This is a genomic window from Paractinoplanes polyasparticus (assembly GCF_019710575.1).
GTDB lineage: Bacteria > Actinomycetota > Actinomycetes > Mycobacteriales > Micromonosporaceae > Actinoplanes > Actinoplanes polyasparticus.
In genome coordinates, this window is record NZ_JAHWFK010000049.1 from 47,046 (window position 1) to 68,152 (window position 21,107).

Below are 21,107 nucleotides of genomic sequence, written 5' to 3' on the forward strand. Positions count from 1 at the left end.
CTGAGCAGCGACGCCCGGCCGCCCGGCACGAGCACGAGCTTCCCGACGCGCCGGTATGAGAGCTCTCGCCCGGCTCAAGTACCGCGTGGCCGGTGGGTTCACCGCGCTGCTCCTGCTGTTCCTCACCCTGCTCGTCGCCCATTTCGCCGTCACCGAGCGCCAGCGCGTCCGGTACGAGCAGGTCACCCAGCGCGTCGGCGTCGCCCGCGACACCAACCGGGCCGTGCTGCAGTACATGACCGACGCCGAGACGGGCGTCCGCGGCTTCCAGACCACCGGCGAGACAGCCTTCCTCGAGCCCTACATCAGCGGCCGGGCCGGGGCGTTCAGCGCGCTCCAGCGGCTCGACGCGGACCCGCTCGACGACGAGACGGCCCGGCTGCTGCAGCTCGAGCGCCGGGCCGCCGAGGACTGGCTCTACGGATATGCGATCCCGATCGTCAACGCCGGCGTCGCCGACGCCGACCGGACCCGGGCGCTGCGCGGCAAGGACCTGTTCGACCGCCTCCGTACAGCCAATGCCGACGTGTTCGCCGCGGTCGAGAGCTACGAGCGGAGCGCCGGAGCCGCCGCCCGCGCCCGGTCCCAATGGGCCGCCCTGTTCTTCGCCGGCCTGGCCACCCTGGTCGTGCTGGCCGGTTTCGGCCTGGCCCTGCTGCATCAGCGGCACGTGCTCGTGCCGCTCGAGCACATCCGGCTCACGCTGCGCCGCCTGGCCGACGGCGACCTGTCGGCCCGCGCCGTCCCGTCCGGCCCGGGCGAGCTGCGCGCGGTGGCCGGCACCCTCAACGACCTGGCCGCCGAGACCGAGCGCCTGCGCAGCGCCGAGCAGGCCCGGGCCGCCCGCAGCGAGCTGCGCCAAGCGGTGAGCCACGAGCTGCAGGAGTCGCTGGAGCCGTCGGGCGCCGGCCTCCGGATCGCCGAGCTGATCGGCACGACGCTGGACGCCGCGTCCGTGCACAGCCGGATCACCGTCCAGGCCGGGCGTCCGGTCGAGGTCGACTGGCCGGCCGGGGCCGGACCGCTCGACCGGTCGGTCGTCGACCAGGCGCGGTCGTGCGCGCCCGGCGGCTCGCTGCGCCCGGCCGGCCTGCCGGGTGCGCTCGTCGTTCCGCTCAGCGGCGACGCCGGCTGCCCGCCCGGCCTGATCTGCGTGGTGCGGCCGGACCGTCCGGAGTGGCCGGAGGAGGATCGGCGGCTGCTCATCGGGCTGGCCCGGGAGATCGACCACGCCGCCCACCAGGAGCGGCTGCGGCTGCGCCAGGCCCGGCTGATCAACGAGCTGCGGGTGCTCGACGAGCAGAAGAACGTCTTCGTCGCCACCGTCACGCACGAGTTGCGCACGCCGCTGACCAGCATTCTCGGCTACGGCGAGATGCTGGCGGAGGACGAGGAGCACGGCCGCGGGCTGACTCCGGCCCAGGCCCGGGGCGTCGCTGCGATCCTGCGCAACGCGCACCGGCTCGAAGCCACCGTGTCCGACCTGCTGCTGCTCGACCGGTCCGTCGAGCGCGGCGGCGCCTCGGCTCCGGTCGACCTGGCCCGGTTGGTCGGCGAGGTGCACGCCGCGCTGGAGGTCTCGGCGCGGGCCAAGGGGCTGGACTGCACGCTGGCCACCGAGCCGGCCTGGGTGCGTGGCGACGCGGTCCAACTGGAACGGGCCCTGCGCAGTCTGCTCGACAACGCCGTCAAGTTCACCGCGCCCGGCGGGCGCCTGGACTGCCGTCTCGACTGCACCGCCGAGCGCGCCATGGTGACGGTGACCGACACCGGCATCGGCATCCCCGCCGACGACGTGCCCGGGCTGTTCACGCCCTTCCACCGCGCGGCCAACGCGATGGATCAGGCCGTGCAGGGCAACGGGCTGGGGCTGGCGATCGTCCGCACCATCGTCAGCGACCACGGCGGCACGGTGACCGCGCGCTCCGAGCTGGGCCGGGGCAGCACGTTCACGATGACTCTGCCGCTGATCCCGACGCTCGCAGCGCCCACCAGATCCGGTCCCGGGTGAGGGGCAGGTCGGTCAGGCGTACGCCGGTCGCGTCGCGCACCGCGTTGGCCAGCGCCGGCGCCACCGGGTTGAACGGGCTCTCGCTCATCGACTTGGCGCCCAGTGGCCCGATGGCGTCGTCGGTGTCCGCGAACAGCACCTCCGTGTGCGGCACATCGGCGTACGTCGGCAGGTGGTACTGCCGCAGGCCGACTGTCGTGACCTGGCCGTCCGGCCCGATGTCGACATGCTCGGCCAGCGTCGCGCCCAGCGCCTGGGCCACGCCGCCCTCGATCTGACCCCGGCACTGCAGCGGGTTGATAACCGTGCCCGCGTCGGCGCTGTGCACGCTGCGCAGGATCCGCAGCTCGCCCGAGTCGGGATCGACCGCGACCCGGAACCACTGCGCGTTGAACGCCACCGACCGTGGACTGCCGCCCCAGTGCCCCTGTGCGGTCAGCGGCCGACCGGCCCGCGCCGCCAGCTCCTTGAGCACCGTCTCGGTCAGCGCGGCCCCCTTCGCCCCGGCGACCAGGAGCGCGTGCAGGCCGCGGGCGGCGTCCAGCACCGCCCGGCCCGCCACGACCACGCCGGTCGAGGCGAAGGCGCCGGTGTCGTGCCGCACCAGGTCGGTGTCGGACTGCCGCACGGTGATGCGGTCGGGGGTGGTGCCGAGCGCGTCGGCCGCGATCTGGGCGTGCACGGTCGTGCTGCCGTTGCCGAACTCGGCCGTGCCGACCGCGATCTCGAAGCCGCCGTCGGGCCGCAGCGTCGCCGTCGCGTCCGCGTAGTGCCCGCCCGGGGGCCCGGCCGCGATCATGGTGATCGCCATGCCGTCGCCCACCAGCCAGCCCGCCGGCGCCTGCTCCGCGGGCGACTTCGCGGCCGTACGGATGTGATCGAGGCACTGATCGAGGCCGTACGAGGCGATGGTCAGGTCGTCGACGTGGTCGCCGGGCGCGGTCAGATCGTCGCCGGGCCCGACGACGTTGCGCTCGCGCAGGTCGATCGGGTCGATCCCGAGCCGGCGGGCCAGCTCGTCGAGCGCCGACTCGACGGCGAACGACACCTGCCCGAGGCCGTAGCCGCGGAACGCGCCCGAAGGCACGGTGTTCGTGTAGACGGACCACGCGTCGGTGCGCATGTTGGCGCAGCGGTAGACGGCGATCGACTCGTGGCAGGCGTGATACATGACGGCGGGCCCGTGGTTGCCGTACGCCCCGGTGTCCGAGACCACGCGAAGTGCGAGCGCCGTGAGCGTGCCGTCGGCGCGCGCCCCCACCTTGACGGTGACCGTGAACGGATGCCGGGTGGTGGCCGACGTGAACTGCTCGGCCCGCGTGTACTCGTGCCGGACCGGCCGCCCGAGCCGCAGCACGGCCAGCGCGACCAGATCCTCGACCAGCATCTCCTGTTTGCCGCCGAACCCGCCGCCGACCCGGCCGGCGATCACCCGGACCCTGTCTTCCGGCAGGTCGTAGAGGACGGCGAGCGCGCGCCGGGTCAGGAACGGGGTCTGCGTGCTGGTGCGGATGACCAGCCGGCCGTCGTCGTCGAGCCAGCCGACCGCGCCGTGCGTCTCGAGGCTGGCGTGCTGCACGCGCGGCGTCCGGAACGTCTCCTCGTACACCTCGTCGGCCGCGGCGAAACCGGCCTCGACGTCGCCCAGTTCGGCGTGCCGTTCGGCGACGACGTTGCCCTCGCTGAGCGGGTGCAGCTGGGGCGCGCCCTCGGCCATCGCCTCGGCCGGGGAGAGGACGGCGGGCCGCACCTCGTACTCGACGGCCAGCGCCCGGCAGCCCTGTTCGGCGGCGGCCTCGCTGGTGGCGACCACCGCGGCCACCCGCTGACCGGCGAAGCGCACCACGTCGTCGAGCACCCGGGTGTCGGCCGGGTCCTCGGTCGGGTGCTCGTGCCGGGCGGTCGAGAACAGCTTGGCCGGCGCGTCGGCGTGGGTCAGCACCAGCACGACGCCGGGCACGGCCAGGGCGGCCTCGGTGCGGACGGCCAGGATGCGGGCGTGCGGGTGGGGGGAGCGCAGCACCTTGAGGTGCAGCACGCCGGGGACGTCCAGGTCGAACGTGTAGCGGGCGTGGCCGGTCACCACGTCCGGTCCGGCCGGCGCGCCCAGGTCGGCGCCGACCGCCGCGCCGGGGGCGGGCTCGGCCACATTGACGCGGCCGGCGAGGGCGTCGGCGACCGCGCGGTAGCCCGTGCACCGGCAGAGGTTGCCCTTGAGGGCGCGCGGCAGGTCGGCGCGCTGGTCTTCGGTGAGCGCGGCCGTCGTCATGATCAGTCCGGCCGTACAGAAGCCGCACTGGAAGCCCTGGGCGTCGAGGAACGACTGTTGCACCGGGTGCAGGCCGTCGTCGCCGGCCAGGCCCTCGATCGTGGTGACGCTGCGGCCGGCCGCGCGGAAGGCCGGGTAGACGCAGGAGTGCACCGGCACGCCGTCGACGTGCACGGTGCACGCGCCGCAGTCGCCGGTGTCGCACCCCTTCTTGACCCCGAAGCAGCCCTGTTCGCGCAGGTAGGTGCGCAGGCACTGGCCGGGCCGGGGCGCGCCGTCGTGCTCGGCGCCGTTTATGATCATGGTGCCAGCTCCGCGCGCACCTGCTCGGCGTAGAGCCGGGTCAGATGCCGCCGCCACGCCGGCAGCCCGTGCACGTCGTCGACGTAGGCGTCGTCCGGGATCCGCTCGGCCAGCGCCACCTGCACCAGCTCGGCCCCGGGGCGCTCGGCGAAGGTCAGCACGTACGGGCGCCTGGTCGCCGCGGTCACCGTGACGACGAGCCCGTCGTCGGCGGTCACCCGCCCGATCACCAGCACCCCGGAGCGGCCGTGGGCATGCAGAGAGCCTTGCCGGTACGCGGTGCGGGAGCGCAACGACCCGGCCGGGAGCAGCATCGAGCGCAGCAACTCGCCCTCGTCCAGCACGGTCGCGCCCTCGCCGGTCACGAAGTCGGCCACCTTCACCGTGCGGTCGCCCTCGGGCCCCTGCAGCAGCACGGTGCCGTCGAGGGCGGCCCCCAGCGCGATCATCGGCCCGGCCGGCAGCGCGGCACACAGGTTGCCGCCGACGGTGGCCACGTTCCAGATCTTGAAGGAGGCCAGGAACGCGTGGCAGCACTTCTCGGCGATGTCGTTGCCGCTGGCGGCGAGCTCGGCGATGGTACAGGTGGCGGCGACCTCCAAGCCGTCGTCATGCCAGGTCAGGGCGGCCCAGCCCGCGGTCGTCAGGTCGAGCAGCCGCGTCACATGGGGGCGCGGCTCGCCGAACAGGGCCGTGCCGCCGCCCAGCCACGCGTCGCCCGGCCGCCACTGGCCCACCTGAGCTGGGCTGATCACTTCGGCCACGGTGTTCAGGTCCACGTCCGTACGTTACGCGCGTCGTGTTTCGGCTACCTGACGATCGATGTCGTTGCTGCGACGGTCGCCGCCCACAGCAGGAAGAGCGCGGCCGGCCGGCGCGGCGCGTCGATCCACGGCGGAGGCGGCAGCGGGCTGATCTCGAGGGCGCGGATGCGGGTGTCGCGCAGGGCCGCCACCAGCTGATCGGCCGTGCGCTGGTGGGAGCGTGACGGCCACGGCGCCGGCACGGGCACGTTGAGCACGGCCTCGCCCGCGGTCAGCACCACGGTCCCCTCGTCGTCGTGCACGATCGCGCTGTCGGTCGCCCACGGCTGCCGGGTCCGCTCGCGGAAGCCGACCGACGCCACGCCGCCCACGTGCCAGCGCAGCCGGGGCCGCAGCTGAGAGCGCCACGCGTACTCGTAGCCGGCCGCGGCGGCCAGGGCGGCCACGACGATCAGCGTGGTGCGGGGGAGCCCGGCGAACCGGCACAGCTCGGCCGCGGCCAGCGCCGCGCCCAGACCGATGGCGACGGTGGCCGTCCACGCCCGGCGCGGCGAGATGCGGTGCTCGCGGGGCTGGAAGGCGTCCGCGTCGCGGTCGGCCGGGCGCAGCGCGTCCGGGTCGACCAGTTGCTCCTCGTCGTCCTCGATCTCGCGCGGCAGGCCCTCGACCACGTCGTACGGCACCTCGATGACCGGGCCGACCGGGCCCACCGGCACGTGCAGCCGCTCGCCGACCTCGAGCGCGCACCACGAGCCCTCGCGCGGGTCGCCGTAGAGCACCGCGGCCTCGGTGTGGACGTCGTCCTCGTCGTGCCGCGGTTCCGGTTCGGCCACGTCGAAGGCGAACTCGCGGGCCGTGCTCCCGTCCTCGGACGGGAGCAGCACGTGCACGTAGCCCTCCTGCTCGACAGCTCGCACCGCGTGCACGGGCTGCGGCACCGTGAACAGGCGGCGCAGCGCGGCCTGGGCCCGGACGGCCCGGGTCAGCAGCGCGCACCCGAGGCCGAAGGCGGCGACGGTGACGGCCAGCCAGGGCACCGCGGCGTCGTCGACACCCACCCACACCACCCCGGCCGCCGAGGCGACCAGCAGCACGAAGCCGCCGACCTCAGCCGGGGCGGCGACGTGGGGAAGGGCGTACGGGGGTGGCGGGCGCCGGTGCGGGACGGGCAGCGGGGCCGGGGCAGCGTCGAGGCGGGCGACCAGGACGGCGACCGCCGCGTACACCCAGACGGCGAGGACGGCGGGGAAGCCGGTCGCGAGCGGGGTCCACAGCACCGCGCCGAGGATCGCGGCCCAGGCCGCTGCGCCCCGCTGGGCGTACACCATGGCCGCGGGCGCCAGAAGAACGCCCAGCCCGACCCAGCGCGCGGCCGGCGCTGGGTCGGACGGGCCGCCGAACAGCCCGAAGACCAGCAGAAAGGTCACCAGGCCGGCGACCGGCACCATCGATTCCGCGCGTAGCAGGGGACGCATGTCCTCATGGTCATCGACGGTGCCGGACCGCGGAGCGGGTTTGCCGGTTACGGGCCGCTGACGAGCGGGGCCATCTGCCGGGCGCTGTTCACGGTCGGCCCGGTGCTGTTGATGATGTTCGTGATCGTGCCGGTGCCGCCGAGCGAGACCGTCACCATGTCACGGAAGCGCACGCCCGGCTTCACCGGCACCTCGAACGCCCGCGCCGCCACGACCGACGGGTTGACGTTGAAGAAGCAGTAGCTGCCCAGCCCCCACGCCTCGTGCGTGTTCACCGAGTCGGCGACCTTGTAGGCGGCCCAGCCCCGGGTGGAGCCGTTCATCCAGGCGGCCTGGTTCGGCGGGTCGTACGGCATCTCGTTCTGATAGAAGTACGTCCGCCCGCCGTTGCCGTTCCAGATCGTCTGGTACTGCTGGTAGTGCTCGACGAACAGGCCGTACATCGTCACGTCGTCGCCGTTGACGATCAGCCCGTTGCGGCCGGTGTTGACGTTCCAGCCCACCGTGCCGTTGTTGCCGTGGTCGGCCCGCCAGATCCAGGCGTGGTCGCCGATCACGTTGTCGCTGTTCACCTCGACGCTGACCGTGGCCTTGCCGGCGATCGAGCCGCCGACCCGCACGAACACGTCACTCAGCACGGTCGGGTTGGCCGCGTGCGAGGCCGACGATCCGGCCGGTCCCACCTGCAGCAGAGTGTTCGAGTTGGTCGTACCCGCGTCGAAGAGCACCCCGGCCAGCCGGACCCCGTCGACGTCGGCGATCTGCATCGCGTTCACGCCGCCCGTCGGCACGAAGGTGGCCAGGCCCAGACCCAGGATCACCGTGTTGGCCCGGGTGACGTTCAGCGTCTGGTTGAGGTTGTAGACACCGGGGGTGACCAGCAGGTTCTTGCCGGACGCGAGGGCCGCGTTGATCGTCGTGGCGGTGTCACCGGGCTTGACGACGTAGAACGTGCTGATCGGCAGGCTCGCCCCGGCCGGGTTGCCGTTGGCCCAGGTGGTGCCGCTCGCGTTGCTGCGCAGGGCGGGCACGAAGACCTGGTAGGCGCCGGCCTGGTCGACGTACAGGTAGGGCTTCTCGGCGACGATCGGCGACGAGCCGATCGTCGTGAAGGGCGGGTTGGGGAAGCTCTGGGCCGGCGCGCCGGGCGAGCCGACGAAGACCTGGTTCCAGTTCGATCCGCTCCAGCTGCCCATCTGCGTGTTGCGGGTGAGGAACTGCTGCTGGGTGCCGGACTGGATCTGCCCGTCGATCCGCGAGTCGGCGATGAACCCGCCGGACGACCAGCCCCCGTCGGAGAGAGCCAGGTTCCCGCGTACGTGCATCCGGCGGTACGGCGCGGCCTGCGACACCGCCCAGCGGTCCAGCCCGTCCGGCGGGGTCACACTGAGCCCCTCGGCCGACCGCCAGAAGTTCTGGGTGGCGTTCTGCGATCCGTCGTGCCACCAGTCGGCCTCGGCGTGCACGTGCCCGTTGATGTTGACCTGATCGGGATTGAGGCCGAGACCGGCGACCTGGGTGAAGAAGCCGACGTTGACGTCGTTGGTGTAGTTGCCCGGCTTGAACAGCAGCGCGTACCGCTGCGTCCCGAACTGGTTCTCGACCTGCTGGTTGAAGACGGTGTTGAGCCGGTTCTGGATGGTCGCGGACGACATCGACGGGTCGAAGACCGTCACGTTGGGCCCGAGGTCGGGGTTGCCGGGGTTCGGCGGCACGGTCGTCGGCGGAGGGGTTCCGGTCCCGCTCATGGTCCACTTCTGGTTGGCGCCGCCGCCGCACGTCCACAGCTGCAACTTCGCGCCGTCGGCCAGGTTGTTGTTCGTGATGTCGAGGCACTTGCCGGCCTTGACGTTGACCAGGTCCCGGGCCGCGTTGAGGGTCCACTGCTGGCTGGTCAGCCCGCTGAAGCAGTCCCACAGGTGCACGACCGCGCCGTCGGTGGTGGCGCCGTTGGCCACGTCGAGGCACTTGCCGAGGCCGCGCAGCGAGCCGTCGTCGCCGAGCGTCCAGGTCTGGTTGGCGCCGGGGGAGCACGTCCACATCTGGGGCTGGTTGCCGTTGGCCGTGCTGCCGTTCGTCACGTCCAGGCACTTGCCGTTGGCCGCGCTGGTGATCGTGCCGGTCGTCGCCGCTTCCGCCGCGGTGACGCCGATGATCCCCACGGCGGTGGTGGCCAGGCCGACGATGGCGGCGGCCAGGATTCTTCGCTTCATGTTTCCTCGCCTCAGGCCGGGTTGTTCGCGTGGGTGAGCGTCTCCCAGGCGACGAACAGGTTGTTCGTCCCCTGCGGGCGGCGCGACTCGGTGTAGGTGCGGCTGTTGGTCATCCCGATGCCGAGCCGGTTGGCGAGCGCGTTGTACGCCACCTCGCTCACCGGTCCGAGCCCCTTGACCACGGATCCGCCGCAGATGTTCGAAGGGATCGCCGTGCCGTTCTCGAACTTGGTGTGGAAGCCCAGCCCGTGCCGCATCCGCTCGGAAAGCGACGGCCACAGGTCGACGCCCTGGATGCGGGTGGTCTCGGCCACGTGGCTGATCGCGGAGAGTCCGTAGCCGGTGTGCACGAAGTCGCGGCACGTCTCCTGGGACAGGCCGTCGACGAACGTGCTCTGGCCCTGCCAGTAGCTGATCAGCTCGGCCCGGGTGTCCACGCTGCCGACCGGCGGGTACCTGGGCTGGCTGCCGTCGGCCGCGATGTAGACGTACGCCGCCGCGCGCGCCTGGAAGCGGCCGATGGCCCGGTCGTAACTGGCCTTGTCGTCGAGGTGGACGGCGATGCCGACAGCCGCCTCCATCATCGACAGCTCCCAGTTGCCGTTGCTGCTGCTGCCGGCGATGACGACGGGCAGATAGACGGTGCGCAGCATGGTGGCGAACCGGGCCTGGTTGGGCCAGGCGCCGTACGCGTGCTTGATGATCTCGGCCGCGCGCGGCCACACCGAGCCGGCCCAGCCGGTCTGCAGCGGGGCGTTGCTGTTGGTGTGCGACCGGATGGTGGCCGACCAGGCGTCCATCAACGCGATCGACTTCTGGGCATAGGCCGCGTTGCCCGTGAAATACCACATCAGAGCGTCCGTGTACGCGGCGATTGCGTCCTCGCGCTCGTCGGTGCACCCGTTGTTCGGGTTGGAGTAGGAGCCGCACTCGACCGTGGCCCGTGGGGCGGGCGTACGGGAGAGGGACGCGTACCGGCTGGCCGCCATCTGGTTGTACGCGGCCGTCCAGGGCTGCGCGCCTTCGCTGATCTTGGTCTTGACGAAGTCGAGCTGACCGCGGCTGACCAGGACGCCGGGATGGGTGAACGTGGCGGGGGCGGCGTGGGTGGAGGCTCCGTCGGCGGCGGTTCTTGCGGCGGCGGTTCTGGCGGCAGCGTTGGCGGCCGCTTCGGTGGCGGCGTCGGCAGTGGCCAGGCGTACGCCGAGGGTGGCGGTCGCCGCGGTCAGTGCCGTGAACGCGGCCAGGAGTGCGCGTCTGCGCATGGGGATCTCCCGGGGTGGGGATGGGGAACCGGAAAGGTAGTTAACAGTTCCCACCCCGGGAGATCCTGGTCAAGAAGATATCGACCGACTTAAGTGTCTCTTAAGGATTTCTTTTACGGCTTACTTGAAGTAGTGACCGACCGCGAGATCGTCGATCAGCGTCGGACCGACGGGCCTCCACCCCAGGCGTTCGCGGGTCAGCGCGTTCGAGGCCGGGCTGTCGGACGCGAACATCGGCCCGATCCAGCCCAGGTCCTCCGGGGTGGCCGGCGCCGCGGGCACACCCAGGCCGCGTCCGATCGCCTCGGCGATCTCGCGCCCGGTGACGGCCTCCTCGGCCACGGCGTGCAGGATCACCGGTTCGGCCGTCGCCTGCTCGACGGCCAGCCGGAACAGGGTGGCCGCGTCGTCCCGGTGCACAGCCGTCCAGCGGTTCTCCCCGGCGCCGATGTAGCCGGCCGAGCCGCGCTCGCGGGCGAACTTGATCAGGGCGGGGACGAAGCCCTGATCGCCCTCGCCGTGCACGGTCGGGGCCAGGCGCACGACGATCGGCTTCACCTGCCGGTCGGCCAGAGCCAGAGCGGCAGCGGCCGACTGCTGACGCGGGTGGGCGGTGGCCGGGTCGGCGATGTCGCGCTCGGTGGCAACGCGCCCCGGAACCAGGCCGAGCGTGCCCGAGGCGATCGCGAACGGCCGCCCGCTGCCCGCCAGGGCGTCACCGATCGCGTCGATGGCAGCGCGGTCCTTGCGCAGCGACTCGTCGAACGCGCCGAAGTCGTGCACGAAGGCCAGATGGATGACGGCGTCGCTGTTACGTGCGCCCTCCTGCAGGACGTCGAGCGTGTCGAGGTCGCCCCGCAGAACCTGGGCCCCCGCCGCGGCGACGCGCCGGGCCGAGTCGTCCGAGCGGGCCAGGCCGATGACCTCGTGGCCGTTCTTCAGTAGTTCCGGAACGACGGCAGAGCCGATCCACCCGGAAGCGCCGGTGACGAATATGCGCATGACAGGCCTTCTTTCGCTTGATGTCAGTCGCTGTCATGAACCTAGCACGCTGATGTCAGCCGCTGTCATCAAGTTAGCCGAGTGATGTCAGGAACTGTCTTCGCCTACGATGGGAGCATGGGTCGCTGGGAGCCGAACGCGCAGTCCCGCCTCCGCCAGGCGGCCATGGACCTGTACGCCGAGCGAGGCTTCGACCAGACGACGGTGGCCGAGATCGCCGAACGTGCCGGCCTCACCGAGCGCACGTTCTTCCGCCACTTCACCGACAAGCGCGAGGTCCTCTTCGCCGGCTCCGAACGCCTGCACGAAATGCTCGTCGAGTCAGTGGCCACGTCATCCCTGCTCCCAACCGCTCCGGCAGCGGCTGAGCCCGCCGCCAATTCGCCCGCTGATGCTGTGCCTGGCAGCGCTGTGTCCGGCGGCACGTCGCCTGGCGGGGCTGCGTCGACGGACGGTGCGTCCAGGGATGCTGTGCCTGAGGGTGCTGCGTTGGGAGGCTCTGTATCTGGCGGCGCTGCGTCCAGGGATGCTGTATCTGGCGGCGCTGCGTCCAGGGATGCTGTATCTGGCGGCGCTGCGTTGGGAGACTCTGTATCTGGTGGCCCTGCGTCGGGAGACGCTGTGTTTCGAGGCTCCGCGTCGGGGGCCGTTCGGCCTGGCGGCGCTATGTCTGCGGTCGAGTCGCCGGGCCCTGACTCTGTGGTCGTGTCCCCGGGGGTAGCTTTCTCGGTTCACCCTGTGTGGCCGTCTGCACTGGCACCGGTGGCTATGGCGTTCGAGGCGGCCGCCGCTGACTATTTTCCGCCGGTCGAATACTCGCGGCAGCGCCAGCGGGTGATCGACGCCAATCCACCCCTGCAGGAACGCGAGCTGGCCAAGCTCGACCGCGTCGCCGCCGCCCTGACCGACACGCTGCGCAGCCGAGGGGTCGACGACCTGGCTGCCGCGCTCGCCGCCGAGGCCGGGGTGGCCGCATTCAAGGTCGCCTTCACCCGCTGGGTATCCGGCACGGACAACCAACCCCTGGTTGATCACGTCCGCGAAGCCTTTGCCGGCCTGCGCGCCATGTTGCCGACCGCATAGGCAGTGCCGATCCAGATATTGCGCTAACCACATCGGTTGCGCCGAGCGCACCGGCTACAACCTAAGCGGCAGTGCCGACCGCGCCTGTGTGCCGACCACGCCGGCCGTGCCAATGATCGCGCCGACCAGGGCGCTCGACCGGCCACGCCCATCTACGAGGCCGCCCGGTCGCCCGCCGGCTGCTCGCACTACGCCGGCCAGCTGTGCTCATCGGTTGCGCGCTGCGATCACCGGCCGCGCCTACCATGCCGGCCGGGCTGCGCTCATCGGTTGCGCGCTGCGTTCACCGGCCTCGCCGCCTGGCCGCCCCGCCTGGCCGCGCCGACCTACCACACTCACCATGTCGGCCGCGCCGACCGACTGCGCCGACCGACCATGCCAGCATGTCGGCCGCGCCGACCGCCGATCGGCCGCGCCCACCACGTTGAGCGTGCCCATGACCAGGCCGACCGCTGCCGCCGCCGCCGGCGGTGGCGCCTACCGCCGCCGGCCTTGGCGCTGACCGCGTCGGTGAGAAGCTGAAACTTCCTCAGGATTTCCGGTACATTGCCGGGCCATGGACGCAGACGTCATCGTTGTCGGAGCCGGTCTGGCCGGGTTGGCCGCCGCCCACGAGCTCACCACGGCCGGCAAGCGGGTGATCCTGGTCGATCAGGAGAACGAGGCCAACCTGGGCGGCCAGGCGTTCTGGTCCTTCGGCGGCCTCTTCCTCGTCGACACGCCCGAACAGCGCCGCATGCGTGTGGCCGACTCGGTCGACCTCGCCTGGAGCGACTGGCAGGGCAGCGCCGCCTTCGATCGGCTTGATGATCAGGACTCCTGGGGGTCGCGCTGGGCGCGGGCGTATGTCGAGTTCGCCGCCGGTGAGAAGCGGGCCTGGCTGTCGTCGCTCGGCATGTCGTGGCTGCCGACCGTGGGCTGGGCCGAACGTGGCAGCCTGCGGGCGGACGGGCACGGCAACTCGGTGCCCCGCTTCCACGTCACGTGGGGGACCGGGACCGGGGTGGTCGCGCCGTTCGTGCGGTCGGTCCAGGATGCGGCGGCTCGCGGGCTGGTGACGTTCCGCTACCGCCACCGGGTCGATGAGCTCGTGGTCGAGAACGGCGCGGTCACCGGCGTACGCGGAAAGGTCCTGGCGCCCTCGGACGGGGCACGCGGCGAGCCGTCCAGCCGCGAGACCACCGGCGACTTCTCGCTGACGGCGCAGGCGGTCGTGGTGGCCTCGGGCGGTATCGGCGGAAACCACGACCTGGTACGAAAGTACTGGCCCGAAAGTCTGGGCACGGCCCCTCGGCACATGATCACCGGCGTGCCCGCGTACGTCGACGGCCGCCTGCTTCAGATCTCGGCCGACGCCGGTGCGCGGCTGGTCAACCGCGACCGCATGTGGCACTACACCGAGGGCATCCAGAACTGGGATCCGATCTGGCCGGCCCACGGCATCCGCATCCTGCCCGCGCCGTCGTCGATGTGGTTCGACGCGCTGGGCCGGCGGCTGCCCGCACCCTGCTTCCCCGGCTACGACACGATGAGCACGCTGCGCCACCTGCGCACGACCCCGGACATCGCCCGGTACGACCACAGTTGGTTCATCCTCACCCAGAAGATCATCGAGAAGGAGTTCGCTCTCTCCGGCTCGGAGCAGAACCCCGACATCACCGCGAACGACAAGAGGGCGTTCCTCCGCGAACGCATCCTGGGCAAGGGAGCTCCCGCCCCGGTGGAGGCCTTCAAGCGCAAGGGCGCCGACTTCGTGGTCGCCTCCACGCTGGACGACCTGGTGGCCGGCATGAACAAGCTGACCGATGAGCCTCTGCTGGACGCGGCCCACCTGCGCACGCAGATCGAGTCACGGGACCGCCAGATCGGCCACCCGTACGCCAAGGACGCTCAGATCCAGGGAATCCACAACTCCCGCCGCTACCTGGGCGACCGCATCGGCCGGACAGCGGCGCCCCACCGGATCCTCGACCCCACCGCCGGCCCCCTGATCGGCGTCAAGCTGCACATCCTGACCCGCAAGACCCTGGGCGGGATCCAGACCGACCTGGACTCGCGAGCTCTCGCGGCCGACGGCTCTCCCATCCCCGGCCTGTACGCAGCGGGCGAGGTGGCCGGATTCGGTGGCGGCGGTGTGCACGGCTACAACGCCTTGGAGGGCACCTTCCTCGGTGGTTGCCTCTTCAGCGGCCGTGCCGCGGGCCGCCACCTGTCCCAGACCCTCTGACGCCCGGCAGCACAGGTCGACGGCTCAGGGGAGGGACCAGCGTTGGCTCGCCGAGCCTGTGCAGGTGCTGACCGTGACGCCGGTGCCGGAGCGGCGGCCGGCTGAGGGGTCGGTCAGGCAGGTGCTGGTGGCGACGTTGATCAGGCGTTGGTTGGAGATCCGCCACTGGGCGGGGGTGCGGCCGTCGCAGCTGACGATCTCGACGGTGTTGTCGCCCACGGCCAGGGCGCACTTGCCCTGGACCCGCAGGGTGCCGTCGGTGGCCAGCGTCCACGTCTGGGCCACCGTGTTGTTGCAGTCGTAGACCTGGATGTGGTTGCCGTCGACGGCGATCGCGCCGTTCAGGTCGAGGCACAGGCCGTTCTGGCCACGGATCACGCCCACGCGGTCGCTCGACGGTCGCTCGGGAGCGACACCCTGGGGCGCCTTGGGCGAGGTGGTGGTCTGGTCGCCGGTGGGAGCGGGGACCAGGGAGATCGGCTCACCGGCGGTCGGGCTGCCGGACGGGATGCTCGTTGCGGTGGTGGCCGGCGTCGAAGGGCTGCCGGTAGGGGAGGTCGTGGGCCCGGTGGGGCTTCCGGTCCGGGTGCCCGCGCCGGGGCGGCCGGCCGCCGGAACGGACGTGCCGGGGACCGGCGAGCCGGCGGCGCTCGTCGGTAGCGGGGCGGTTGCCGCCGGGAGCGGCCCACCGGGCAGGCCGGTGGTCACTGCCGGGCGTACGTCGTCGCGCAGCGCCGCATAGCCGGCGGCTGCGGCCCCGAGCACGACCAGCGCGGCCGTGCCGGCCAGGACGACCAGCCGGCGGCGGTTGCTGCGGGCCGGGGTCGTCGCGGCGGCGTGCTTGCGGCGGAACGGCAGGTGCAGGATCGCGGTGGGCGCCTCGGCGTTGTCGGGGGCCTGCTGGTCCCGTACGGCAGAAGGGTTAGCCGCAGGCCAGGTCTGGGCCGAGTCGTCGTCGAGCGCGCCGGGATCGCGCAGCACGAAGGGCCGCACGAGCAGGGGATCCCGCTCGTCGCCGTGGTCGCCGTCCGTCGTCACAATTCACCCGCCGCCATCGAGCTGCCAAGAGACGATCGGCGGTCCAAGCTACCCGCGGAGATCACGATCTCGCCGCCTCCCGAAGATCCGACTTTCCGCCCGTTGTGGCCGATCAGGCAGGGAACGCCCAGCTTCCGTCGGCTTGGCGACAGTCGATCGTGCGGCAACCTTCATGCTCCACAGCAGAGAACCGAGATGATCTCGCGTGAACCTACCGTCTTGATCATCCGGGCGCGACTCAGGCACCGGCGACCAGTAGAGGTTCCCATGCCGTTGCCCTCCCCACCTCGCACTTCTCGTCTGCTCGCAGCCGGTGTCACGGGTCTGATGATGGCCGGAGCGCTCGTCGTGCCCAGCCTCGCAGCCGCGGTCTCACCAGCCGCCTCGCCCTCCGGCGAACTGACTGCCGCCGGCGCGTACGCGCGCACCAGTTCGGTCGAGCGCCGCCGCGTCGACTCGGTGGCCACGCCGGAACTGCGCTGGTACTCGTGCTATTCATGGGCGCAGTGCGCGACTGCGAAGGTCCCGCTCGACTACGACCGCCCGGACGGCACGAAGGTGACTGTCGCCCTGCTGCGGGTCAAGGCGCGCGACCAGAAACGCAAGATCGGCAGCCTGTTCGTGAATCCGGGCGGCCCCGGCGGCTCGGGCGTCGCGATGGCGCTCGCCGCCCCCTACTTCCTGAGCGACCCGCTGCTCGAGCGCTTCGACATCGTCGGCATGGACCCGCGGGGTATCGGTTTCAGCGATCCCGTCGCGTGTTTCGGCGACGCCGGCCGCCAGCAGCCGGTGCTGGCCAGGCTGAACACCGGTTTCCCGTACGGGGTGAAGGAAGAGAAAGCCTTCCTCAAGGCCGCAGCCGCGCAGGGCCGCGCCTGTTCGACCACCGGGCGTGACCTGGCCGGCTCCATGTCGACCGCCGAGGTCGCGCGCGACATGGACGTCATGCGCCGCGCCGTGGGCGACAGCAAGCTGAGCTACCTGGGCTTCAGCTACGGCACCGCGCTCGGGCAGTACTACGCGAACATGTTCCCCGACCGCTTCCGCGCGATCGCCGTCGACGGCGTGATCAACCCGGTGGCCTGGGTCGGCAAGAAGAGCAACGCCGTCCAGGACGACCGGCTCCGCTCGGCCGACGGCGCCTGGAAGGCCCTGCACGAGATCCTCCGCCGCTGCAACGTCGCCGGCGCCACCAGGTGCGAGTTCTCCGGCCAGGCGATCCGCCGTTTCCGCGTGATCGCCACCCGCCTGAAGGCCGAGCCCCTGTCGGTGGAGGGCGAGAAGATCACCTACGCGATGTTCGTCAGCATGGTGCTCAGCTCGCTCTACGACGTGGAGGCCGGCGCCGACGTGACCGCACTGGCCGCCGCAGTGTGGCGCCTGACCACCCCCGGCGCGAAGCCGGCCACGGCGGAAGTGACCGCCGCCGAGGCAACCGTCGCTCGCGCTCACCGGCGTCTGGCCGGCCGCGCCTTCCCGTACGACAATTCGTTCGACGCCTACGCGGCAGTGCTGTGCACCGACGGCCGCCACCCCGCCACCGGCGCTGCCTGGGTCAAGGCGGGCGCCAAGGCCGACAAGCGAGCCCCGTACTTCGGTCGTGCCTGGGCCTGGTCGAGTGCGTCGTGCGCCCGCACCACGTGGACCGTCCGCGACGAGGACGCCTACACCGGCCCGTTCACCCGCAAGACCAAGAACCCGGTCCTGGTCGTCGGCAACTACTGGGACCCGGCTACGAACTACGCCGACGCGGTGTCGTCGTCCAAGCTCCTGCCGAACAGCCGCCTTCTGTCCAGCACCAACTGGGGCCACACCGCGTACGGCACGTCCCCGTGCGTGACCACCGCCATGGACCGTTACCTGCTGGCCCGCACTCTGCCCGCCGAGGGCACGACATGCGTAGGAACCGCCCAACCCTTCCGCACCGTCCTCAGCGAGGAGCCGGACGAACTGGCCGAGGACACCTTCGACCTGAACACCGCCACCCCCGCCGAGATCGCCGCCCACGGCCTCCCCGCCGAGAACACCCCGAAGCACCTGCCACCCGTCCGCTGACCGACGCCTGACCCGAAGCCCCGCTCCCCGCGCAGGCAGCGGCGAGCGGGGCTTCGGTTGGTTGTGGTCCATCTCGGTCGGTACGAGGCTTTTCAGACGGCGATTCGGCCGCCGTCGGCCGGGAGGATCGCGCCGTGGATGAAGGACGCCGCGTCGCCGGCCAGGAAGGCGATCGCCGCCCCGATCTCCTCGGCGCTACCGGGGCGCCCGGCCGGTCCGGCCGCCGCGAGCTGGTCGAGGGCCTCGCCCATGGCGGCGGTGCCTTCGGTACGGGTCGGGCCGGGGCTGACAGCGTTCACCCGTACGCCGCTGGGCCCGAACTCGGCCGCCCACGACTTGGTGAGAAGCACCAGCGCGGCCTTGCTCGCGCCGTACAGCCCCATGCCGGACGCCCCGAACTCGGCGACCATCGTGGTGACGTTGATGATCGCGCCGTGCCCGCGGGCGGCCATCGCCGGGGCGAGCTCGGCGACCAGGAAGTACGGCGCCTTCACATTGACCGCGAAGACATCGTCGAAAGCGTCCTCGGTGGTCTTCTCGGTCGGGCCGAACGGGAAGATTCCGGCGCTGTTGACCAGGATGTCGATCTGTCCGGTCACGCCGGTCGCCCGGACCGCCAGCGCCCGTGCCGAAGCTTCGTCGTGCAGGTCGGCCGAGAGGAAGTACGCAGTCCCGCCGGCCTCCTCGATTCGCCGTGCCGCCTGCTCGCCGCGGGCGGCGTCGCGTCCGGCCAGCACCACCGTGGCGCCCAGAGCGGCCAGCGCGTCGGCCGTCGCCCGTCCGATTCCGCTGTTACCGCCGGTGATGAGGGCCGTCCGGCCGGAGAGTTCGGTTGCCATGTATCGCTCACCTTTTCTGTCCCGGACCCCGAGCGGGGTTCCGGAAGCTGTAAGCGAAGGCCCGGTTCACCGGCATCCCGGCCGCGATAAGCGTGCCTTATCGCCGGTCATCACACGCGGCGTGATGCGATGGACGAGTGGAACTTCGGGAGTTGCGGGTCTTCCTCGCGGTCGCAGCCGAGCGCAGCGTGTCGGCGGCTGCCCGCCGCCTGCGGGTGAGTCAGCCGTCGGTGTCGCAGACGGTGGCCGCGTTGGAGCAGCAGATCGGCGCCGAGCTGCTGGTCCGCAGCAGCACCGGAGTGCTGCTGACCGAGGCCGGCACGGTGCTGGCCGCTGAGGCCCGCGCGGTGCTCGCCCGCTACGACCAGGCCCTGGTGGCGGTCGGGCGATTCGCGGCGGCCGGGGACTCGTTGTTGCGGATCGGCGTACCCCTGGAGTTTCCGCCCTCGCTGTTGCCGCATGCCTTGAAGGCCCTGGCAGAATCGGACCCCCGCACCCGGACGGCGGTGCGCCACCTGGCGTCGGCGGCACAGCTGGACGCGTTACGCGACGGCGACCTCGACCTCGGGCTGCTACGCAGCCGGCCGCCGGATCGGGAGCTCGACGCGATCGAGGTGGTCGAGGAACCGCTGGGTGTTCTTCTTTCCGCGTCGCAACCCAGTGGGCCGGACGGCGTGCGTCTGGCCGCCCTCGCCGGCCTCGACTGGGTGGGTTTTCCCCGCGACGGCAGCCCGGCCTGGTACGACGAAATCGCCGCCGTACTCCGCAGCCACGGCTTGGATCCGGGACCGGCCACGGCAGCCGGCGAATCGCTGATACCTGAGGTCAAGTTCGCCGCGGTCAGTTCGGGGCGGGCGTTCGCCTTCGCCCCACAGCAATGGACTCAGCCGCTGCCCGAAGGGATCATCTGGGCCCCACTGATCGGGACACCGCTGATTCGCCGAACCTGGGCGGTCTGGGCAGCGGACTCCCGGCGCCGCGACCTTGCCCGGCTGATATCGCACCTGGAATCAGCCCTTAGCCGGTGAGGCGAGCGGTCGGCGGCCGCAGCGGGCTCGTCACTCCGGGGCGGTTGAACCTATCGCGCCAGCGCCGCCGCCAGCTCGACCGGATTGTCGAGCCACGGGAAGTGCCCGCTGCCGGCGATCGTCACCACGGTCGCCGACGGGAACAGCTTCGCCGCCTCGGCGGCTGCGGCCGGGGTCGGCGACGCGTCGAGTTCACCCGCGATGATCAGCACCGGCGCGGCCAGCGCGGCCAGCTTCGCCGTGATCACGTCCCGATCCGGGGTGTACCCCGCGAAGAACCCGTCCCGGGCGGCGGCCGCGAACTCGTTCAGCCCGGCAGCGGCATGCGCGGCGGCTGCGGCGTCCCACCGGCCGTACGCGAACGGCGCCCACGCCAACTCGAGCGGGTGGGTCTCCGCCTCGCTCGCGTCCTCGGGCAGCGCGTCCCACGCGGTCCAGGCCGCGACCGCCGCGTCGTACCAGGGCTCGGCGGAGCGGGCCTCGTAGGCCTCCTCCATCCCGATGGGCGTGAGACCGGCCGCGCGGACGAGACCGGTGAGCAAGATCAGGCGCTCGACCCGGCCCGGATGCTCGGCGGCATAGAGCGTGACCACATTGGCGCCGGCCGAGTGGCCCAGCAGCGTCATCGTCTCCAACCCGAGATGAGCGCGCAACGCCTCCAGGTCTCGCACCAGCGCGTCCATCCGGTACGTGGCCGGATCCGCCGGCGCCGCGGAGTCGCCGGTGCCTCGGCTGTCCAGCCGGATCACCGTGTACGACCGGGTCAGCCCGCCGAGGTCACCGAGGTAGACGCCGGCGCGACCGGGCCCACCGGGCTGGCAGACGAGCACGGGCCCGGAGCCCTCGACGTGGTAGGCGAGCGTCGTTCCGTCGTACGAGCTGAAGGTCGGCACAGCGGCATCGTGCCACGATCCGCCCCGCGCGCGTCGCCCCACAATGCTCGCCTCGGGAACGCTCAAGCCTCCTGCGACGTCGCCCTCCGATTCCATCCGAAGAGACCGGCCAGCACCACGAACAGGACGGCGAAACCCAGCCCCGCTGACTGCTCCGGCGCGGTGAACGATCGCACCGCCAGAGCGACCGAGCTGACCGCGGCCAGCCCGATCAGGACCCCGACGATCGCCGTGTCGGTGCCCTCCCAGCGCGCCGCGCCGTCCGCGCCACGACGGCGAGCCTGAGTACGAACCTCATGAGCCAGGGCGGCGGTCGCCAGCGTCATCAACACGAAGAACGGCGCGGACAGCAGCGCGTCATCGACGTTCTCGAAGACAGTCGATCCGAAGCCGCTGGACACGAGGGCAAGAACGGCGGTGCGGGCAAAGCGGCCATCGACCATCGATTCGGTGTTGCTGGCTGGCGTCATCTACAGATCCTTCGAGTGCGACAGAGTCGGCTGGAAGAGCTGACACATGATCACACCGGCCGGACCTGGTGGTCGACGACCGGGCCGCCCGCTTCCACGCTACCCACGGCCCCGTGCACATCGCATCCCCGCGACGACAGCCCGCGCCCGGCCACCGACGGGGTGAGCGGGG

Annotated in this window: 16 protein-coding genes; 5 read left to right on the forward strand and 11 right to left on the reverse strand. The window is 71.8% G+C overall.

Features of this window, described 5'->3' with window-relative positions:
• Positions 1–55: 55 nt before the first annotated feature.
• On the forward strand, positions 56–2,011 hold the full coding sequence (locus KXC43_RS39350; protein WP_221381335.1) for an ATP-binding protein: 1,956 nt from the start codon (positions 56–58) through the stop codon (positions 2,009–2,011).
• Here the strand turns inward: KXC43_RS39350 and KXC43_RS39355 are convergent.
• From KXC43_RS39355 to KXC43_RS52950, 7 genes are all read right to left on the reverse strand, one after another.
• A complete protein-coding gene (locus KXC43_RS39355) occupies positions 1,950–4,583 on the reverse strand; it encodes a molybdopterin-dependent oxidoreductase (protein ID WP_221381336.1) in 2,634 nt (877 codons plus the stop codon). The two genes, KXC43_RS39350 and KXC43_RS39355, sit on opposite strands and share 62 nt — an antisense overlap.
• The gene (locus KXC43_RS39360) at positions 4,580–5,362 is read right to left on the reverse strand and encodes an FAD binding domain-containing protein (RefSeq protein ID WP_221381337.1); all 783 of its coding nucleotides are present in this window, start codon (positions 5,360–5,362) and stop codon (positions 4,580–4,582) included. The genes KXC43_RS39355 and KXC43_RS39360 overlap by 4 nt, the downstream gene beginning before the upstream one ends.
• Positions 5,363–5,391: 29 nt before the next feature.
• A complete protein-coding gene (locus KXC43_RS39365) occupies positions 5,392–6,822 on the reverse strand; it encodes a hypothetical protein (RefSeq protein WP_221381338.1) in 1,431 nt (476 codons plus the stop codon).
• A gap of 47 nt (positions 6,823–6,869) precedes the next feature.
• Positions 6,870–9,035, reverse strand: coding sequence for an RICIN domain-containing protein (locus KXC43_RS39370; RefSeq protein WP_221381339.1), 2,166 nt, complete (start codon positions 9,033–9,035; stop codon positions 6,870–6,872).
• Positions 9,036–9,046: 11 nt separating this feature from the next.
• Entirely contained in the window at positions 9,047–10,300 is a 1,254-nt protein-coding gene (locus KXC43_RS39375; protein WP_255645607.1) for an alginate lyase family protein, read from the reverse strand.
• A 120-nt stretch (positions 10,301–10,420) separates the two neighbouring features.
• Positions 10,421–11,302, reverse strand: a complete 882-nt coding sequence (locus tag KXC43_RS39380; RefSeq protein WP_221381340.1) for an SDR family oxidoreductase — start codon at positions 11,300–11,302, stop codon at positions 10,421–10,423.
• A gap of 87 nt (positions 11,303–11,389) precedes the next feature.
• Complete coding sequence (locus KXC43_RS52950; RefSeq protein ID WP_308129471.1) at positions 11,390–11,608, reverse strand: hypothetical protein; 219 nt, start codon at positions 11,606–11,608, stop codon at positions 11,390–11,392.
• Here KXC43_RS52950 and KXC43_RS52955 point away from each other — a divergent pair.
• On the forward strand, positions 11,507–12,385 hold the full coding sequence (locus KXC43_RS52955) for a TetR family transcriptional regulator (protein ID WP_308129470.1): 879 nt from the start codon (positions 11,507–11,509) through the stop codon (positions 12,383–12,385). The genes KXC43_RS52950 and KXC43_RS52955 overlap by 102 nt on opposite strands.
• Before the next feature lie 556 nt (positions 12,386–12,941).
• Complete coding sequence (locus KXC43_RS39395) at positions 12,942–14,612, forward strand: FAD-binding dehydrogenase (RefSeq protein ID WP_221381341.1); 1,671 nt, start codon at positions 12,942–12,944, stop codon at positions 14,610–14,612.
• 24 nt (positions 14,613–14,636) lie between these two features.
• On the opposite strand, the gene KXC43_RS52960 is transcribed toward KXC43_RS39395, so the two are convergent.
• Positions 14,637–15,650 carry a ricin-type beta-trefoil lectin domain protein gene (locus KXC43_RS52960; RefSeq protein ID WP_221381342.1) on the reverse strand — a complete coding sequence of 338 codons (1,014 nt, stop codon included), beginning with the start codon at positions 15,648–15,650 and terminating at the stop codon, positions 14,637–14,639.
• Positions 15,651–15,917: 267 nt separating this feature from the next.
• Here KXC43_RS52960 and KXC43_RS39405 point away from each other — a divergent pair, with 267 nt between their 5' ends.
• On the forward strand, positions 15,918–17,705 hold the full coding sequence (locus KXC43_RS39405; RefSeq protein WP_221381343.1) for an alpha/beta hydrolase: 1,788 nt from the start codon (positions 15,918–15,920) through the stop codon (positions 17,703–17,705).
• Between the two features lie 92 nt (positions 17,706–17,797).
• Here KXC43_RS39405 and KXC43_RS39410 read toward each other — a convergent pair whose 3' ends face one another.
• The gene (locus KXC43_RS39410; RefSeq protein ID WP_221381344.1) at positions 17,798–18,544 is read right to left on the reverse strand and encodes an SDR family NAD(P)-dependent oxidoreductase; all 747 of its coding nucleotides are present in this window, start codon (positions 18,542–18,544) and stop codon (positions 17,798–17,800) included.
• A gap of 137 nt (positions 18,545–18,681) precedes the next feature.
• On the opposite strand from KXC43_RS39410, the gene KXC43_RS39415 reads away from it, so the two are divergent.
• Complete coding sequence (locus KXC43_RS39415; RefSeq protein ID WP_221381345.1) at positions 18,682–19,572, forward strand: LysR family transcriptional regulator; 891 nt, start codon at positions 18,682–18,684, stop codon at positions 19,570–19,572.
• Positions 19,573–19,622: 50 nt separating this feature from the next.
• Here KXC43_RS39415 and KXC43_RS39420 read toward each other — a convergent pair whose 3' ends face one another.
• Both KXC43_RS39420 and KXC43_RS39425 read right to left on the reverse strand, forming a co-directional pair.
• Entirely contained in the window at positions 19,623–20,465 is an 843-nt protein-coding gene (locus KXC43_RS39420) for an alpha/beta fold hydrolase (protein ID WP_221381346.1), read from the reverse strand.
• Between the two features lie 62 nt (positions 20,466–20,527).
• Positions 20,528–20,935 (reverse strand): NADH dehydrogenase [ubiquinone] 1 beta subcomplex subunit 11, encoded by a 408-nt coding sequence (locus KXC43_RS39425; RefSeq protein WP_221381347.1) that lies wholly within the window; start codon positions 20,933–20,935, stop codon positions 20,528–20,530.
• Positions 20,936–21,107 lie beyond the last annotated feature (172 nt).

What these genes read in the sequence shown, in the direction of transcription:
- KXC43_RS39350 (WP_221381335.1), top strand. Translation starts at nt 56, where the DNA reads ATGAGAGCTCTCGCCCGGCTCAAGTACCGCGTGGCCGGTGGGTTCACC.
- KXC43_RS39355 (WP_221381336.1), bottom strand. Translation starts at nt 4,583, where the DNA reads ATGATCATAAACGGCGCCGAGCACGACGGCGCGCCCCGGCCCGGCCAG.
- KXC43_RS39365 (WP_221381338.1), bottom strand. Translation starts at nt 6,822, where the DNA reads ATGCGTCCCCTGCTACGCGCGGAATCGATGGTGCCGGTCGCCGGCCTG.
- KXC43_RS39370 (WP_221381339.1), bottom strand. Translation starts at nt 9,035, where the DNA reads ATGAAGCGAAGAATCCTGGCCGCCGCCATCGTCGGCCTGGCCACCACC.
- KXC43_RS39375 (WP_255645607.1), bottom strand. Translation starts at nt 10,300, where the DNA reads ATGCGCAGACGCGCACTCCTGGCCGCGTTCACGGCACTGACCGCGGCG.
- KXC43_RS39380 (WP_221381340.1), bottom strand. Translation starts at nt 11,302, where the DNA reads ATGCGCATATTCGTCACCGGCGCTTCCGGGTGGATCGGCTCTGCCGTC.
- KXC43_RS39395 (WP_221381341.1), top strand. Translation starts at nt 12,942, where the DNA reads ATGGACGCAGACGTCATCGTTGTCGGAGCCGGTCTGGCCGGGTTGGCC.
- KXC43_RS39405 (WP_221381343.1), top strand. Translation starts at nt 15,918, where the DNA reads ATGCCGTTGCCCTCCCCACCTCGCACTTCTCGTCTGCTCGCAGCCGGT.
- KXC43_RS39410 (WP_221381344.1), bottom strand. Translation starts at nt 18,544, where the DNA reads ATGGCAACCGAACTCTCCGGCCGGACGGCCCTCATCACCGGCGGTAAC.
- KXC43_RS39425 (WP_221381347.1), bottom strand. Translation starts at nt 20,935, where the DNA reads ATGACGCCAGCCAGCAACACCGAATCGATGGTCGATGGCCGCTTTGCC.